Genomic DNA, 17,791 nt, shown 5'->3' with positions numbered 1-17,791 from the left:
GGCGAAGGAAGTCTATTGGGGCTGGCCTGCAACGCGACGTTCCGTGCGCCTTGCGTCAGGCGAGAGACGCGGCTGGCGCGCCGTGGAGCCCACACTTGACTCCCTGACGACTAGCTGGGGAATGGCGAAGTACTGCACGGGCGGCTCTTTCCCGTCCGCCGCGGGATCAAGTCGGGCCAAAAGCGTCTCACTCGCAATGGTGCCCAGTTTGTCCGCGCCGGCAGAAAGAGTGGTGAGCGGCGGATTGGTGTGTTCCGCCGCCACCACGTTGTCGCAGCCTACGACCGCGAGCGCCTTGCCCGCACGTTTGCCCATTCTGTCGAGCTCGTGCAGTACGCCAAACGCAACCTGATCGTTGTAGCAAACCACCGCCGTCGGACGAGGCCGCATATCGAAGATAGAGCGGACTGCCTTGCGGCCGCCCTCCGGAGTCAGTTCAACGTCGATGATCCATTCGTCGGAGACAGGCAGCGCATGATTTGCCATCGCCGTGAGGTAGCCCTGTCTACGCTGGTTCGCAACGGCATACCCCGTTCGGTTTCCCGCGAATGCGATACGTGTATGTCCCTGCGTGATCAGATGTTCCGTCGCGAGAGCGAATCCGAAGCTGTTGTCGACACCGACTGTGTCGACATCCGGGCCCATCGGCCGCATAACCAGGACAAGCGGAATGTCCCAGGACTTGATTTCGGCTGGCAGCTCCTCAGGGGTTCCGAGCGCGGGAGACATGATCAGGCCAGCCACATTCTGCTCGCGCATCGATTGCAGAACCCGTGTTTGAGTCGCGAGGCTTTCCGCAGTGTGTGCCATCAGGGTGGTGTATCCGGACTGCGCGAGTACCCGTTCGATAGCGACAAGCAGTTCGACAAAGAACGGGTTAGTAAGGTCGTTAATTACCATACCCACGGTGGTACTGCGGCCGCCACGCAGATTTGCTGCGCCGCGGTTGTACACATAGCCGAGCAGTTGCGCCGCCGCACGAACCTTGTCGGCGGTCTCCGCCTTGATTTTAGGGCTCTGCTGAAGGACCAGCGAGACCGTCGACTTGGACACTCCGGCAACTGCGGCGATATCCTGGATGGTCGGACCTGTTTTCATGTTGCTCTGCGAAATTGGAACGTTCCAAAAAATATTTGACACCAGGAGATCAGTCTACTACAGTTTATTGGAACGATCCAACGCGCACGAATTGGAACGTTCCAATGGAGAGAGACGATGGCTACCAATATTCGCTGGGCGCTGATTGGCGCCAGCACCATAGCAGACGAGTGGATGGTCAACGCGATCCGGTCGCAGCCGGACGGCAAGATCCAAGCGGTGGTCAGCGGCAGCGCCGGGCGCGCCCGCGAGTTCGCTGACAAGCACCGAATTTCGAGGGCCAGCACACGCCTCGACGAGATCCTTGCAGATCGCGATATCGACGCCGTCTACATCAGCAGCACAAACGAAAAACACCTGCCTCAGGTATTGGCGGCTGCCGCAGCCGGCAAACACGTGCTCTGCGAAAAGCCGCTCGCGCTCTCAGAGGCTGACGCCCGCCAGATGATCGAGGCGTGCGCTGTACACAAGGTTGTCCTCGGCACGAACCATCACCTGCGGTGTGCGGCGACCCACCGCCGTATGCGCGACCTCATCCGTTCAGGTGCAGTCGGGACGCCGCTTTATGTGCGCGTCTTTCACGCGGTCTCGTTACCTCCCCATCTCCGCGGCTGGCGAATCGAGCGCCCGGATGCGGGCGGCGGCGTCGTCCTCGACATTTCCGTGCACGACGCGGACACCCTTCGCTTCCTTCTGGACGCAGAACCCCTCGAGGCGAGCGCGATGACCTCTTCCGGAAGCATGGGGGCAGCGGGGCTTGCAGATGGTGTCATGGGAATCATCCGCTTCAGTAACGGTGTGCTTGCGCAGATTCATGACGCGTTCAACGTGCCCTACGCGCCGACCGGCCTCGAGATCCACGGGACCGAAGGCTCGCTTTTCGCACGTGACGTGATGACCCAGCGCGCCGTCGGAGAAATCGAGCTGCGTTCGGCAAAAGGTTTCGAAATCGTCGAGGTCGTCCCCAAGGACATCTATGTCACGGCGGTCGCCCAGTTCCATCGCGCTGTTCTCCTCGGTGAGGATCCTGCAGCGACCGGTCGGGACGGCTACCGCTCACTCGCCACCGCGCTGGCGCTTCAAGAGTCAGCTTCAAACGGTGCTCACGTCGCCGTGTCGTCCCAATTCGCGCGCTGAGTCAGTTTGAGGAGATGTATTGTGGGTTCTAGCAAAGTTATTTCGATGGCGACCGCCGCAAGCCTGATCAACGACGGTGATGTCGTGACCGTCAGTTCGTCGAGCGGTCTGGGTTGTCCCGACGCCATGCTGGCGGCGATTGGGGCGCGCTTTGAGACCGAAGGCCATCCTCGCCAGCTTACGCTGCTGCATCCGATCGCGGCCGGCGATATGTATGGCGTCAAGGGCGTTGATCATCTGGCGAAACATGGTCTGATCAAGTCGATCATCGCGGGCTCATTTCCGAGCGGCCCGTCGAGTCTTCCGATGCCCGACATCTGGCGGATGGTGGTCGACAACGAAATCCGTGCCTACAACGTGCCAAGCGGCGTCATGTTCGACATGCATCGGGATGCGGCTGCGAAGCGTCCGGGTGTCCTCACCAAGGTGGGGCTCGACACCTTTGTCGACCCGGACCGGCAGGGCGGCGCAATGAACCGTCTCTCGGAATCCGAGCCGGTCGTGGAAAAGGTCACGTTCGCAGGTGAGGAATGGCTCTTCTTTCCGAACATCGTGCCGCGCGTTGCCATCGTGCGCGCCACGACTGCCGACGAAAAGGGCAACCTGTCGTACGAACACGAAGGCGCGCTTCTGGGCGGCCGGGATCAGGCGCTCGCCGCGCGCAATAACGGCGGCATCGTCATCGCACAGGTCAAGCGCGTCGTGAAGGCAGGGTCGCTCGGCACGCAGCAGGTGCATATTCCATGCAATCTCGTTGACTACGTTGTCGTGGATCGCGAGCAGAAACAGACGACGCAGATTGAATACGACCCGGAGATCAGCGGCGAAATCAAGGTCCCGGATAGCGAATTTGAGTTTGCCGAGTGGAACGCGGAAAAGGTGATTGCCCGTCGCGCGGCGATGGAACTCGCGGATGGAGACGCGGTGAATCTCGGCTTTGGCATCTCGGCCAACGTGCCGCGCATTCTCCTTGAAGAAGGACTCAACGGCAGAGTGACCTGGGTCATCGAGCAGGGCGCGGTGGGCGGGATGCCGTTGCTTGGCTTCGCGTTCGGTTGTTCGGCAAACGCCGACGCGATCATGCCGTCGCCGTCGCAGTTCATCTACTTCCAGGGAGGCGGCTTCGATGTTTCGTTGCTGTCGTTCCTGCAGATCGATCGCTTTGGCCATGTGAATGTGTCAAAGCTGCCAAGCAAGCCGTATCTGACCGCGGGATGCGGCGGTTTCATCGACATCACAACCCACGCGAAAAAGCTGGTGTTCTCCGGCTTCTTTACGGCCGGCGCCAGGTTGCAGGTCGGTGACGGGCGATTGACGATTCTCCAGGAAGGCAAATCGAAGAAGTTCATCGGCGACGTCGACCACGTCACTTTCAGCGGCCGCATGGCGCAGCAGCGTGGTCAGCAGGTGCTGTATGTGACTGAACGCTGTGTCCTGCGGCTCACGAGTAATGGTCTTGAGGTGATTGAGGTCGCACCGGGCATCGACCTGACGAAGGACGTACTTGAGCAGGCCGACTTCCCGCTGCTCGTTTCACCGGATCTAAAAATCATGGATGCCGCGATTTTCAGCGAATCGCCGTTCGGACTGCAACTCAAGGAAGAGGCTCATCGTGGCTGATATCGATGGAATCCAGGTTGAGCGCCGAGGCGCGATCGCAGTTGTCACGCTGAACCGCCCGGAAAAACTCAATGCCTTGACGCCGGCCATGCTCGAGCGCATGGAGGCGGTCGCTGCGGAGCTTGACGCGGGGACCGATGTGCGCGCTGTGATCCTGACGGGTGCGGGACCGAAGGCCTTCTGCGTGGGCGCAGACATCAATGAATGGTCCGCGCTTGCGCCACTTGATATGTGGCGTCAGTGGGTGCCGCGTGGACACAGGATCTTTGACCGTTTGGCCGCGCTGCGTGCACCGGTCATCGCAGCAATCAATGGACACGCACTCGGCGGTGGCCTGGAGCTAGCCGCGGTCGCGGACATCCGGATCGCTGACCCTGCCGCGACCTTCGCGCTCCCGGAAGCGGGGATTGCGACGTGCCCGGGCTGGTCCGGCACCCAACGGCTCGTCTCGATCATCGGGGCAAGCAAGGTGAAGTTGCTGGCGCTCACCGGCAGGCGAATTGACGCAATGCGCGCGCGTGAAATCGGTCTTGTCGAAGAAATTGCGGAACCGGGTGGCGCGTTGAAGGCGGCAATCGAAATGGCTGAGCAGGTTGCCCGTCTCGCGCCTGTGTCGGTTCAGCTTACGAAGCAACTGGTGAACGCCGCCAACGGAGAAGGCGCTGCCGTCACCCTTGAGGCGATGGCGGGGGCACTGGCCGCGACCACCGCGGATGCGCGTGAGGGAATGCTGAGCTTTCGCGAGAAGCGCACTGCAAATTTTGAGGGTAACTGAGATGACGACTGCAAATACGAATCCGGAACCGGCGCCCCTGCTTGTGGCGTCGCAGAAGCCTGACTTTGACGTGTACCACGGCCGACTGTACATCGATGGGCAGTGGCGCGATGCGGCTGATGGCGAACGCAGCGAGCGGCGCAGTCCGGCGCACGGCGACGTTGTGAGTACCTATGCCGTTGCGACGCCTGAAGACGTCCAGGCGGCGATCGACGCAGCTCATCACGCATTTCACAAAGGCCCATGGCCAAAAATGACGGGAGCGGAGCGTGCCCGCGTCCTGCTGGCGATCGCGGATGGCATCCAGGCCCAGGTTGAGCGTCTTGCGCTGATCGAGTCGCTGGAGAACGGCAAGCCGCTCACCCAGGCGCGAGCCGAAGTCGCCGGTTGCGTCGATCTGTGGCAGTACGCAGCAAGCCTCGCCCGTACCACAAGCGGCGATGCCTACAACACCCTCGGTGAGGACATGCTAGGTCTGGTGTTGCGCCAGCCGATCGGGGTGGTCGGCATCATCACGCCGTGGAACTTTCCGCTGTGGATCCTGTGCCAGAAGCTGCCGTTCGCGCTGGCGGCGGGATGTACATGCGTGATCAAGCCCAGCGAACTGACGTCCGGCACGACCGTCATGCTGATGGAGATCCTCGAAAAGGCGGGCGTGCCAGCCGGCGTCGCGAACGTCGTGACAGGCACGGGGCCGAGCGTCGGCCAGCCGCTTGCTGAAAGTCCCCTTGTCGACATGCTGTCATTCACCGGTTCGACTCGCGTGGGATCAATGCTCGCCGGGGTTGCCTCAAAGAAGCTCAAGAAAGTTGCCCTGGAGCTGGGTGGCAAGAATCCACAGATCGTTTTCCCGGATTGTGACTGGGACGCGATGGTCGATGCGGTCGTGTTCGGCGTGTACTTCAACGCTGGCGAATGCTGCAATAGCGGTAGCCGGGTGCTTGTGCATGAATCCATTGTCGAGCGGTTTGCCGCTGCGGTCGTCGAGCGTGCCCGTGAGGTGCCTGTCGGAGACCCGCTTCATCCTGATGCGAAGGTTGGCGCGATCGTCAGCGAACAGCAGATGAAAGACATCCTTGGGCATATCGAGAACGGCGTCGCGGCGGGTGCGAAGGTGCGTCTCGGTGGCACGCGCTACGCCGGTGCCGACGGCCTTTATCTGCAGCCGACGGTCCTCACTGACGTCACGGCCGACATGAGCGCCGCAAGAGAGGAAATTTTCGGCCCGGTCTTGAGCGTGATCGCTTTCCGCGACCTGGATCATGCAATCGAAATTGCCAACGACACCGCATACGGCTTGTCGGCGGCGGTGTGGAGCAGCGACATCGATACCTGCCTGAAGGTCGCTCGCGGTGTCGACGCAGGGACGATCTGGGTGAACACCTTCCTTGATGGCTATCCGGAACTCCCGTTCGGCGGGTTCAAGGCGAGCGGTGTCGGCCGGGAGCTCGGCAAACAGGCGGTGGAGGACTATACAGAGACGAAGACGATTCAACTGCACATTGGCGGACGCAAGAACCTGTGGCTGCCGGCGAAGAAGTAGCAGTTGAGAAATAAGCCTCAGGCGGAAGGATCGTAGGGAAAAACCTTAAAACCCTCTCCGCAAGAGAGAGCAACCAGACTGGAGTGAGACATGTTGAGGAAGACACTTTTTGCCCTCGTGGCAGCTATCGCCGTAAGTGGCAGCGGCGCGGCATCGGCGGCCGACACCAAAACCGTCGAAGTGATGCACTGGTGGACCTCGGGCGGCGAAGCCAAGGCCCTTGAGGTGCTAAAGGACGGCTTGAAGCAGCGGGGCTATGCATGGAAGGACGCACCGATTGCAGGGGGCGGCGGCGAAGCAGCGCGCACGGTACTGAAAGCGCGGGTTGCATCCGGTCATCCTCCCGACGCCATCCAGATGCTCGGCTTTACGATTCCCGAGTACGCATCGGAGGGTTATCTGGCCAACCTCGATCCTGTCGCGACGAAAGAGGGATGGGACAAGCTCGTACCAGGTCCGATCCAGCGCTTCTCGAAGGTCGACGGCCATTGGGTAGCGGTGCCCGTCAATATCCACCGGACCAACTGGATCTGGGCGAACAAGAAGATCTTCGATCAACTGCATCTCACGCCGCCGCAGACGTTCGACCAGCTGGTGGCCGATGCCGCCGTGATCCGCAAGGCTGGCTATATCCCGCTTGCCCATGGTGGGCAGCCGTGGCAGGAAGCAACGATTTTCGACAGCGCGGTCATGTCTGCCGGCGGCCCGAAATTCTATACGCAAGCCCTCGTCAATCTCGATACGAATGCGCTTGGCTCGAAGACGATGGAAAAGGCATTTGACCAGATGCGCACGCTGCGTGGCATGGTCGATCCGAACTTCCCGGGCCGTGACTGGAACCTCGCGACGTCGATGGTCATCAACGGCAAGGCTGTCATGCAGATCATGGGCGACTGGGCGAAGGGCGAGTTCGTGAGCGCGGGCAAGAAGGCCAATGTCGACTACCTGTGCTTCCAGTACCCCGGCACCCAGGGCGACTTCATCTTCAACACGGACCAGTTCGCGACGTTCAAGAAGGGCGATGCCAGCCTGCCGGGCGAACACGCGTTCGCCTCAACGGTGATGGACAAGTCGGTCCAGGCCAAATTCAACCAGATCAAGGGATCGATACCGGCGCGTCTCGATGTGCCGTCCGACGGCTTCGACGAGTGTGGCCAGAAATCGATGGCTGACCTTCGTACAGCGCTGAAGAACGGCACGATGGTGGGCAGCTTCGCGCATGGACACGCGATGCCCGATGGGCCGAAGAACGCCGTCTATGACGTTGTCACCCATTTCTTCAACTCTAACCAGTCATCTGCCGATGCGGTGAAACAGCTGGTCGACGCTGTCAACAACGCGAAGTAGGCACTAGGCCCTCCCAGAGCTCACGCGGCGCTACGGTGCGCCTCTGTGAGCACCGATGCTCCTGAAGTAAAGGTGGTTGCCATGCATATTACACACCGGCCCGCTCACGCCCCGACACAAGGCACTGTGGACGAATCCCATCTTGACGACAAACGCCGTTCGAGTCTACGAAACCGGTTTGAGCTGGCTTTGCCGAAGCTTGTGTTGTCGCCCACGTTGATCACGACGCTGATTTTCGTCTACGGCTTTATCGTCTGGACAACAGTCCTGTCGTTCACGCGGTCACGCGCCTTTGCCAATCTGCACTGGGCCGGTCTGCTGCAGTATGGGCGCGTCTGGGACCATCCGCGCTGGCACGTCGCGGTCACCAACCTGGGTATCTATGCGTCGTTGTACGTTGTCCTCTGCATGGCGATCGGGCTGACCCTCGCCATCCTGCTCGACCAGCGCATCAGGGCGGAAGGCGGCCTGCGTGCGATCTTCCTTTATCCGATGGCGATTTCCTTCATCGTCACGGGGACAGCCTGGAAATGGATACTGAATCCCGGTCTCGGGCTGGCGAAGCTCTTCCACGATTGGGGTTGGAGCAGTTTCAGGTTCGACTGGATCATCGATAGCAAGATGGCGATTTACACCGTCGTCATCGCCGCGGTGTGGCAGGCGTCCGGCTTCGTCATGGCCATGTTCCTCGCAGGCCTGCGGGGTATCGATCAGGATATGGTCAAGGCCGCTTCGATCGACGGGGCAAGACTGCCGGCTATCTATCGACGCATCATCATTCCGCAGCTGCGTCCGGCTTTCGTCTCTGCATTCGTCATCCTCGTACACCTCGCGGTCAAGAGCTATGAGCTGGTGGTGGCATTGACGGGCGCAGGTCCCGGTTATTCGACTGAGTTGCCTTCGACGTTCATGTACTCATTCACCTTCACGCGAAACGAGCTGGGAATGGGGGCGGCGAGTGCGGTCATGATGCTGTGCACGGTCGCCGCGATCATGGTTCCGTACCTGTATTCAGAGCTCCGTCCGCGTAGCGGCAGCGGCTCGCATTAATCCAGTCAGGAGATCGTCATGTTGAAAAAAGGCTGGGACTCACCTCAAATGGTGATGGGTAAGCATAACTACGTATCGAGGATCGTGATATACGGGCTGCTGGCAATCTTTGCCGTGGTCTATCTGGTCCCGCTCGTGGTGATGATGCTTACGTCGTTCAAACCTCTTGCGGAGGTGTACAGCGGAAACATTCTCGCGCTGCCGCGAGCCTGGACGCTGGAGCCGTGGCTCAAGGCTTGGGGGGAAGCCTGTGTCGGCCTCGATTGTTCAGGTGTAAAGGGCTTCTTCTGGAACTCGACGAGGATGGTGGTTTCGGCGGTTGCGATTTCCACCTTCCTTGGTGCACTGAACGGTTATGTGCTGACCAAATGGAGGTTCAAGGGCGACAACATCCTGTTCGGTCTCGTGCTCTTCGGGTGTTTCATCCCGTTCCAGATCGTGCTTATCCCGATGGCGACGTTCCTCGGGAAGATCGGACTGGCACAGTCCATTACCGGCCTGGTTTTCGTGCACGTTGTCTACGGTCTGTGTTTCACGACCCTGTATTTCCGCAACTTTTACAGCGCATTTTCCGATGAACTGGTGAAGGCCGCGATGATCGACGGCGCGCGATTCTTCAGGATCTTCCTGCGAATCCTGTTGCCGTGCTCCGGCGCCATCATCACCGTGACTGTCATCTGGCAGTTCACCAATATCTGGAATGACTTCCTCTTCGGGGCTTCCTTCACGACCGGCGGCACAGCGCCTATTACGGTAGCGCTGAACAACATCGTGAATACGTCGACGGGAGTCCGTGAGTACAACGTTCAGATGGCAGCTGCCGTGATTACCGCGCTGCCCACTCTTCTGGTCTATGTGATCGGCGGCCGCTACTTCGTGCGCGGCATGATGGCCGGTTCTGTCAAGGGGTAAGGAAATGGCTGCTCTGCATATTGCAAATGTCCGCAAGGCCTACGGTGCGACGGAAATCCTGAAGGACATCAACATCGACGTAACCGATGGCGATTTTCTTGTACTCGTGGGACCGTCCGGTTGCGGAAAATCGACGTTGCTATCGCTTATCGCCGGACTTGACACGATCTCCGGTGGGGAAATCCGGATCGACAACGACCGTGTAAACGACCTGCATCCCAGTGAGCGGGATATCGCGATGGTGTTTCAGAGCTACGCGCTATATCCCAACATGACGGTAGGCCAGAATATCAGCTTCGGCCTCGAGATGCGCAAGGTGCCGAAGGCAGATCGTGAGAAGTCAGTCACAGACGCGGCAAAGCTCCTGCAGATCGAGCATCTGATGAAGCGGCGCCCGGGCCAGCTCTCGGGCGGTCAACGCCAGCGCGTCGCGATGGGCCGGGCGCTGGTGCGCGACCCGAAGATCTTCCTGTTCGACGAACCCCTGTCCAATCTGGATGCGAAGCTGCGCGTCGACATGCGCACGGAAATCAAGAAGCTCCATCAACGGCTCGGCGCCACGATTGTGTACGTGACTCACGACCAGATCGAAGCAATGACACTCGCGACACGTATCGCGGTCATGAAAGGCGGGGTGATCCAGCAATTCGGCACGCCAGCGGAGATTTACAGCACGCCGGCCAATACCTTTGTGGCGACGTTCATGGGCTCTCCGTCGATGAACCTCATTCCGGCCGCGCTCTCCGCGCGGAGCGGCGACACACTCGTTTTGACGATGGGGGAAGGCAGTGCGGCGATCAGCTTCGATCTGCCGCCCCAGCCAGCTGCGGTTGCCCAATACGTGGGCAAGAAGGTCATCGCCGGCCTTCGGCCCGAAGCGATCGGCGTGGAAAGCTCGCGGGTCCCCGATGCGGTGCGCGAGGTAGCGGTGAAGGTCCTGGTCATGGAGCCAACCGGACCGGACACGCTGGCTGCTCTCGAGATGGGTGGCGTCGAGGTCGCAGCCCGGCTTGGCGCCGACATGCCACACAGTCCTGGCGAGAACTGCAACCTGCAGGTAGACCTGTCGAAGCTGGTCCTGTTCGATGCGCAAACGGAAGAAAGGATCGCGTGATGCACGCCGATATCGTCATCATCGGTTCGGGCGTCGGTGGGAGCGCCATAGCGCTCCAGCTCGCCGGAACCGGCGCCCGTGTCCTGGTGATCGAGCGGGGAGACAATCTGCCCCGCGAATTGCAGAACTGGGACGCGGAAGCTGTGTTCGGTCAGCTCCGTTATCGCACGCGCGACACGTGGCTCAATGGCGACGGCAAGCGCTATCGCCCTGGCCAGTACTACTTCGTCGGCGGGCATACGAAGTTTTTCGGCACCGCGATGTTCCGGCTGCGTGAAAAAGACTTCGCTGAACTGGCACATGAGGAAGGTGTGTCGCCCGCGTGGCCGATCACATACCAGGACCTGGAGCAATTCTACGACTTCGCCGAGGAACTCTTCGGCGTGAGAGGGGCCGCTGGTCAGGATCCCACTGAGCCTCCGAGATCCGGTAACTATGGTCACAGGCCGGTACCTGATGAGCCGGTGATTGCACGGCTTCGGGAGAAACTTCGGGACCAGGGTCTGCATCCGTTCTTTATGCCGGCTTCGGTCGACTTCGGCGACGGCGGCAAGTGCGTGCGATGTGGCACGTGCGATGCGTTCCCTTGCCGCGTGGACGCAAAAGGCGACGCGGAAATGTGTCTGCTACGCCCCGCGCTGAATAAAGGCGGCGTGTCCCTGCTGACAGGCGCAAGAGCGACGCGACTGGTGACCGACCCGACGGGACGAAGGATTTCCAGCGTCGAGGTTGAAACACGGGATGGCCCGCTGACCGTGACTGGCGACACATTTGTCCTGGCGGCAGGGGCGATCAACAGCGCCGTACTGTTGCTTGCCTCGGCGAACGATAAATTTCCGAACGGGCTTGCGAACACGTCTGGAGCGGTCGGCCGGTACTACATGAACCATAACTGCACCGCGATTCTGGCCATTGATCCGAGAACGGTCAACGACACCCGTTTTCCGAAAACGCTGTCGGTCAACGACTTCTACTTCGGGGGCGTGCACGACCGGTGGCCGCTAGGCAACCTGCAAATGCTGGGAAAAATCCGCGAACCCATGCTTCGTGGCGCGCTTCCCTATGTGCCGCGGAGGGTTCTGGATTACATCAGTCGTCACAGTGTCGATCTTTACGCGATGTCGGAAGACTTGCCGAGCGCGGATAGTCGCGTCGAACTGACGTCGTCCGGCGACATCCGGCTTACGTGGCGACGCACCAATCTCAAACCGCATGAACGCTTCGTGCAAAAAACGAAGCGTCTGCTCAAGGATGCGGGTTATCCGCTGGTCGTCAGCAGACGGTTTGGCGACGACACGCCTTCCCATCAGTGTGGGACGATCCGGTTTGGCAATGACCCTGGGGCCGCGCCGCTCGATCCGTTCTGCAAGGCGTATGACCACCAGAACCTGTACGTCGTCGATGCGAGCTTTTTCCCTTCGTCTGCTGCCGTCAATCCCGCACTGACCGTTGCGGCACAGGCTCTACGGGTCGGCGAACACCTTCGTTCTGCGCTGAGCGGCAGCGCGACAGCCAGTGGGCCCCACGCTTTTGACGGAGGCCGGCATGCCTGACGATGCAAAGCAATCTCTCACAGCGCTCGTTACCGGTGGGCGCAGGGGAATAGGGCGCGCGATCGCTGTTGAACTCGCCTCGCGCGGCTACGACGTGGCCATTACCGACGTGATCGACGACGAAGATACGGCTCTGACGCTCCGCGCGATTGAGGACGAGGGACGGCGGTCTCTGTTTGTCCAGTCGAACCTGCAGGAGGTCGAATCCCACGCGCGGGTGCTCGAACGTGTGCTGGCGTGGTCCGGCAATCTGGATTGCCTGGTGAACAACGCGGGAATCGGCTCGCCTGCGCGCGGGGATCTGCTGGATGTCGCCCCGGAGGCTTTCGACACCGTGCTTGGAGTGAATCTGCGCGGCACCTTTTTCATGACCCAGGCGGTTGCGCGGCATATGTTGAGCGGCGAACCAGATCGCCCGCGCTCGATTATCACGGTCTCTTCGGTATCAGCCATGATGGCGTCGCCTGAGAGGGCTGAGTATTGCCTCTCGAAGTCAGCGTTGCCGATGATGACGAAGCTGTTCGCACTACGCCTCGCCAAAGCAGGTATCCCGGTTTTTGAAGTGAGGCCCGGAATTATCAGAACGCCGATGACCGAAGCGGTTGCGCAGAAGTATGAGGCGCGTTTCAAGGATGGGCTCGTTCCAATGAACCGCTGGGGGGAGGCTGAGGATGTCGCGAAGGCAGTCGGCCAGCTTGCGGGCGGGGCGTTGCAGTTTGCCACGGGCAGCGTGCTGCACGTTGACGGTGGCCTCTCGATTTCTGCCTTTTGAAGGTGAGCAGCATGAAAACCGATAGCTACGACTACATCATTACGGGCGGCGGATCGGCCGGTTGTGTACTGGCGAACCGCCTGAGCACCGATCCTGCCGTGACGGTTCTGCTGCTTGAGGCAGGCAGCCGGGACCGGAACCCTCTTTTCCACATGCCGGCTGGTTTCGCGAAGATGACCAAAGGCATCGGTTCGTGGGGCTGGTACACCGTGCCGCAAAAGCATCTGAAGGACCGTGTCCTGCGCTTCACGCAAGCGAAGGTAATCGGTGGCGGCTCGTCGATCAACGCCCAGATCTATACGCGTGGTGTGCCAGCGGACTATGATGAGTGGGAAAGCCTCGGCAGCGCAGCGGGTTGGAGCTACCGCGACGTACTGCCTTATTTCAGACGGTCGGAGAACAATCAGCGGTTTGCGAATGAGTACCACGCCTACGGTGGCCCGCTCGGGGTGTCAAACCCGATCAGTCCTCTGCCGATTTGCGAAGCGTTCTTCCAGGCCGGTCAGGAGATGGGCATGCCATTCAACCCCGACTTCAACGGCGCTCACCAGGAGGGGCTCGGGTACTATCAGCTGACGCAGCTCGATGCCCGGCGTGCATCGGCATCCGTCGGCTTCCTTGATCCGATCCTCGGGCGACCTAACCTCACGGTCAGGCTACAGTCCCAGGCACTGCGCGTGATCGTCGAAGGGGGACGCGCCGTCGGGGTAGAACTGGTGAGCGGAACCGATCGCACGCCGGTTGTTGCGCGAGCCAAACGCGAAGTGATCGTGTCATCCGGGGCCGTTGGGTCCCCCAAGCTGCTGATGCAATCGGGCATCGGACCGGCTGATCACCTGAAGGCAGCCGGTGTTCGCGTCGTACATGACATGCCGGGCGTCGGCTCCAATCTGCAGGACCATCTCGACCTGTTCGTCATCGCCGAGTGTACGGGCGATCACACGTACGACAGGTACAACAAACTGCACTATGCTGCGTGGGCGGGCCTGCAGTACCTGCTCCTGAAGAAGGGCCCGGTCGCTTCGAGCCTGTTCGAGACAGGCGGCTTCTGGTATGCGGACGGGATCGCTTCGACACACGCCCGGTCGCCTGACATCCAGTTCCATCTGGGCCTCGGCTCAGGGATTGAAGCAGGCATGGCGAAGCTTCGCCATGGAGGCGTCACCCTGAATACCGCGTACCTTCGTCCCAAATCGCGCGGAAGCGTACGTCTTGCCAGTGCCGACCCGGCGGCAGCGCCCCTGATCGATCCGAACTACTGGTCTGAGCCGGAAGACCGCGATGCCGCGATCAAGGGCTTGCGCCTGGCGCGTGAGTTGATGAAACAGCCGGCGCTCAAGCGCTTTGTGCAGACGGAAATCCTGCCGGGCGCGAAGGTCAACACAGACGATGAGCTGTTTGACTACGCATGTGCCAATGCGAAGACCGATCACCATCCGGTTGGTACGTGCCGGATGGGACGGCCGGACGACGAACATAGCGTCGTGACGCCGGACCTGCGCGTGATCGGCATCGACGGACTTCGGGTGGTGGACGCATCTGTGATGCCATTCATTCCGTCGTGTAACACCAATGCGCCGACCATCATGATCGCGGAGAAAGCCGCCGATCATATCCTCGGGCGCATCCAGCAGCCAAACGCCGTGCGTGCCGATCGAGGCGTGAACATGGTTCCGACATCGACCGCCTTCTGAGAGATAGCTATGAAGATCCTTCTGCCAGCCCGTAATGGCGAACTGACTCCCTACGCATTGAACAACGTGGACGAGTATGTCGCGCCGCAGTCGAGACACGAGTTCAACCGCGTGGCATACGCGGCTGCCCATGTCGTGGTCGATCCCGCTCGCGACGATGAACCGTGGTCGGACGCGCCAGCGATCGACTGGGACAGGACGCTCGCGTTTCGCAGCTATCTGTACGGCCTCGGGTTCAAGGTGGCCGAAGCCATGGATACTGCACAAAGAGGGATGGGTGTGGGCTGGAAGACGGCCTCCGAACTCATCCGCCGGAGCATCGCGCACGCGCGAACGATCCCTGGAGCGGACCTTGCCTGTGGTGCAGGCACCGATCATCTGGACGATCGACGCCGGCATAGCCTGTCAGACGTTATTCAGGCGTACAGGGAACAATTCGAAGTCGTGGAGTCGGCGGGCGGCCGGGCCATCATGATGGCGAGTCGCGCACTGTGCGCCGCGGCGCGATCGCCTGATGACTACAGGAATGTGTACGACGCTGTGCTGTCCGAGCGTCGTGACAAGGTCGTTCTTCACTGGCTGGGCGAAGCGTTCGACGCTTCGCTCGCGGGATACTGGGGCAGTAGTGACGTTCGCGCCGCAATGGCAACCGTGCTCGACATCATTCGCCAGCACGCGGGCAAGATCGAGGGCATCAAGATCTCGTTGTTGCATGCCGAATACGAGTGCGAGCTTCGCGCGCAATTGCCCGATGGCGTGCGGATGTATACCGGTGACGACTTCAACTACGGCGACCTGATTGCGGGTGACAGCACGGGCATCTCGCACGCCTTACTGGGCATTTTTGACCCGATTGCACCGGTTGCAGCAAAAGCGCTGGACCAGTTGGCCAGAAGCGATATCGAGGCCTACCACAACACGATGCGCCCCACGGTGGCGCTGTCGCGTGAGCTCTTTTGTTCGCCGACACAGTACTACAAGGCGGGGGTAGTCTTCCTCGCATGGCTCAACGGACACCAGGACCATTTCTCAATGGCTGGCGGCATGGAGTCGGCGCGGTCGATGCTGCATTTCGCCGAGGTATTCCGGAAGGCGGACGCCTGTGGGGTGTTGATCAGGCCCGAACTCGCCGTGCAGCGGATGAAAGCATACATGCAGGTTCGGGCAGGAATCGTCCAGTGACCTGTATTGCAATGGTTGCGGACTGGATCGCGCCGTGAGAGGTAGAGATGCCGAATAGGGTTACTTTGAAAGACGAGACGCTCGAGGAGCAGGCGATGCGAACAATGTTGCCTGCGTTCAACGCGGAAATCGCGCGCAAGCTTGGAGAGATCGTCGTGAATATCGCCTCCCGGCGCGGTCTTCCGATCGCCGTGAGCGTGGTTCGTCCGTGCAATGCGCTCTTCTATTGCGCGCTGGAAGGGAGCTGCGCCGACAACGCTCAATGGATTCGCCGCAAGGAGAACACTGTCTTCCATTTTGGCCGGAGTTCGCTGGAGGTAGGTGTCATGTTCGCACACGAGGGGTGGACGCTGTCCTCACATGGGTTGTCCGGGCAGGACTACACGCTGTTCGGCGGAGGCGTGCCTCTTCGGGTCGCCAATGCGGGTATCGTCGGCGCCATGTCGGTGTCCGGGCTGGATCACGTTAAGGACCATGAACTGGTGATCGAGGCGTTGTGCTGGCACCTCGGGATTCCGCATGTCGATTCCGTAGTGTCGTATCCGCATGCCGTCCGCATGCAGGAGAGCGAGCAGGTGCATGTTGAACATTGAAGAGGCAGGTAGCCGAGGAGACGATCTTATGACGACTGACGCGATAGAGCTGTTGGCTGGCGACTCGCATGTCGCGCAGACAGCCGGAATGGCCGATCTTCGCCGCGTGATTGCTGCGAGCACGGCAGGCAGCGCAATGGAGTGGTGCGACTTCAGTATCTACGGCACGGCGTCTGCGCTGATTTTTGCTGACCTTTTCTTTCCAGGTTTAAGCAAGGCCGCCGGGCTGCTGGCCATTTTTGGCGCATACACTGCGGGCTTCTGCCATCACGCACCTTCCAGCGCACTTCGCAGACGATTACAAAAGCGCCTTGAAGTGCGCGCGATCCGGAAGATAACGATCGCGCAGAGTGACCGCTCGTTGCGCTCGATCGTCGATCACATGCGCATCATCGAAGCACTCGAGAAGCGCGACACCGAGCTGGTCGAGCGGCTCGTGCGCCAGCACTCGCTCGATCTCGCGGCGTTCGTCGAAGCCAACTGCGAATTCCTCGACTGACGACGCGATGTCCTTCGGATGGTGAATCAAAAGGGCAACCGGAGAGAGGGCAACCGGAGCACGCCAACCCGAAGCACCAGAGCGGCGCTGCGCTGAAACGCCCGACGCGTTGCAGCGCTTCTCATTCTCGCCCTGCACTTGTTCACACGCGCTTACCGGGCGCCCCTCATCGCACACGAACCATCGTGTCGCCCAACGTGGCCAGTGAAGCGGCCACGTGAATACCTGCCGGTTTCATTGCGTCGATCTTTGCGGCCGCCGAGCCTGCGCGGCCGCGAGATGATCGCGCCCGCGTGGCTCGCTCGCGTGCATCTGCGCCGGGTTCGAGCGCCAACGCGTCGCTGGGTGTCTGGGAGCGCGTCATCTGAAATACGAAATATTACATTTCACCACCGCTCGGTTGGTACATCCGTCTATGCGGGCCGTCAGAATTCGACGCTCGAAGGCTAGTTTCGGCGTCGTCAAAGCTTTGTGCGTCGCAAATCGAATTCCGTGGGTCGCCGTTGAATTCGGGCGATTCAGTCCATCGCAGCGCAGCAATGACATCACAGCCTCAAAATGCGCTTGTACAAATACTGTGTGTGGAATATTGTATATCACGACACACGTCAAGGAGAGACGTCATGCCAGAACCTGGGAGACCCTTGCCGCAGAGCACCTCATCGACCGCAATGATGGCCGGGTTGAGGAAGGCTTGCACATCCTCCGCGTCCTCCACCTGCAGGTTGCCGCGCACGTCGCCGTAACGACGGCCCGCCGCGTAGCACAAGTTCCATAGAAGGCAAGACAGCGAGACATCTCAACATGACAAACGACGCACAAGCTACCGAAACGACCGACGGATTCCATCTCGTCATCGATGCGCTGAAACTGAACGACATCCACACCATCTTTGGACTGGT

15 protein-coding genes are annotated in these 17,791 nt (G+C 60.5%); 14 read left to right on the top strand and 1 reads right to left on the bottom strand.

Features of this window, described 5'->3' with window-relative positions:
• Window positions 1–12 precede the first annotated feature (12 nt).
• Window positions 13–1,098, bottom strand: a complete 1,086-nt coding sequence (locus tag SB772_RS28480) for a LacI family DNA-binding transcriptional regulator (protein ID WP_410836510.1) — start codon at window positions 1,096–1,098, stop codon at window positions 13–15.
• Window positions 1,099–1,215: 117 nt separating this feature from the next.
• On the opposite strand from SB772_RS28480, the gene SB772_RS28475 reads away from it, so the two are divergent.
• The 14 genes from SB772_RS28475 to SB772_RS28410 all read left to right on the top strand — a co-directional run bounded on the left by SB772_RS28475 (window position 1,216) and on the right by SB772_RS28410 (window position 16,889).
• The gene (locus SB772_RS28475; RefSeq protein ID WP_410836509.1) at window positions 1,216–2,235 is read left to right on the top strand and encodes a Gfo/Idh/MocA family protein; all 1,020 of its coding nucleotides are present in this window, start codon (window positions 1,216–1,218) and stop codon (window positions 2,233–2,235) included.
• A gap of 45 nt (window positions 2,236–2,280) precedes the next feature.
• Complete coding sequence (locus tag SB772_RS28470) at window positions 2,281–3,855, top strand: acyl CoA:acetate/3-ketoacid CoA transferase (protein ID WP_410836640.1); 1,575 nt, start codon at window positions 2,281–2,283, stop codon at window positions 3,853–3,855.
• Window positions 3,848–4,630, top strand: a complete 783-nt coding sequence (locus SB772_RS28465; protein WP_410836508.1) for an enoyl-CoA hydratase/isomerase family protein — start codon at window positions 3,848–3,850, stop codon at window positions 4,628–4,630. The genes SB772_RS28470 and SB772_RS28465 overlap by 8 nt, the downstream gene beginning before the upstream one ends.
• 1 nt (window position 4,631) lies before the next feature.
• Window positions 4,632–6,173: an aldehyde dehydrogenase family protein gene (locus SB772_RS28460; protein ID WP_410836507.1), complete on the top strand. Its 1,542-nt coding sequence runs from the start codon at window positions 4,632–4,634 to the stop codon at window positions 6,171–6,173.
• A 90-nt stretch (window positions 6,174–6,263) separates the two neighbouring features.
• Window positions 6,264–7,520 carry an ABC transporter substrate-binding protein gene (locus tag SB772_RS28455; RefSeq protein ID WP_410836506.1) on the top strand — a complete coding sequence of 419 codons (1,257 nt, stop codon included), beginning with the start codon at window positions 6,264–6,266 and terminating at the stop codon, window positions 7,518–7,520.
• A gap of 81 nt (window positions 7,521–7,601) precedes the next feature.
• A complete protein-coding gene (locus tag SB772_RS28450; RefSeq protein WP_410836505.1) occupies window positions 7,602–8,570 on the top strand; it encodes a carbohydrate ABC transporter permease in 969 nt (322 codons plus the stop codon).
• A gap of 18 nt (window positions 8,571–8,588) precedes the next feature.
• On the top strand, window positions 8,589–9,482 hold the full coding sequence (locus SB772_RS28445; RefSeq protein ID WP_410836504.1) for a carbohydrate ABC transporter permease: 894 nt from the start codon (window positions 8,589–8,591) through the stop codon (window positions 9,480–9,482).
• A gap of 4 nt (window positions 9,483–9,486) precedes the next feature.
• The gene (locus tag SB772_RS28440) at window positions 9,487–10,596 is read left to right on the top strand and encodes an ABC transporter ATP-binding protein (protein ID WP_410836503.1); all 1,110 of its coding nucleotides are present in this window, start codon (window positions 9,487–9,489) and stop codon (window positions 10,594–10,596) included.
• On the top strand, window positions 10,596–12,149 hold the full coding sequence (locus SB772_RS28435) for a GMC oxidoreductase (protein ID WP_410836502.1): 1,554 nt from the start codon (window positions 10,596–10,598) through the stop codon (window positions 12,147–12,149). The genes SB772_RS28440 and SB772_RS28435 overlap by 1 nt, the downstream gene beginning before the upstream one ends.
• Window positions 12,142–12,921, top strand: a complete 780-nt coding sequence (locus SB772_RS28430) for a 3-ketoacyl-ACP reductase (RefSeq protein ID WP_410836501.1) — start codon at window positions 12,142–12,144, stop codon at window positions 12,919–12,921. Before SB772_RS28435 ends, SB772_RS28430 begins: the two co-directional genes overlap by 8 nt.
• Before the next feature lie 11 nt (window positions 12,922–12,932).
• The gene (locus SB772_RS28425; protein WP_410836500.1) at window positions 12,933–14,615 is read left to right on the top strand and encodes a GMC family oxidoreductase; all 1,683 of its coding nucleotides are present in this window, start codon (window positions 12,933–12,935) and stop codon (window positions 14,613–14,615) included.
• A gap of 9 nt (window positions 14,616–14,624) precedes the next feature.
• Window positions 14,625–15,797: a dihydrodipicolinate synthase family protein gene (locus tag SB772_RS28420; protein ID WP_410836499.1), complete on the top strand. Its 1,173-nt coding sequence runs from the start codon at window positions 14,625–14,627 to the stop codon at window positions 15,795–15,797.
• Between the two features lie 47 nt (window positions 15,798–15,844).
• Window positions 15,845–16,390 (top strand): heme-degrading domain-containing protein, encoded by a 546-nt coding sequence (locus SB772_RS28415; protein WP_410836498.1) that lies wholly within the window; start codon window positions 15,845–15,847, stop codon window positions 16,388–16,390.
• Complete coding sequence (locus SB772_RS28410; protein WP_410836497.1) at window positions 16,344–16,889, top strand: FCD domain-containing protein; 546 nt, start codon at window positions 16,344–16,346, stop codon at window positions 16,887–16,889. The genes SB772_RS28415 and SB772_RS28410 overlap by 47 nt, the downstream gene beginning before the upstream one ends.
• The last annotated feature ends 902 nt before the right edge of the window (window positions 16,890–17,791 follow it).

This window comes from Paraburkholderia sp. SIMBA_030, from assembly GCF_046535245.1.
Taxonomy (GTDB): Bacteria; Pseudomonadota; Gammaproteobacteria; order Burkholderiales; family Burkholderiaceae; genus Paraburkholderia.
This window is presented reverse-complemented; position numbering and strand designations above follow the sequence as displayed.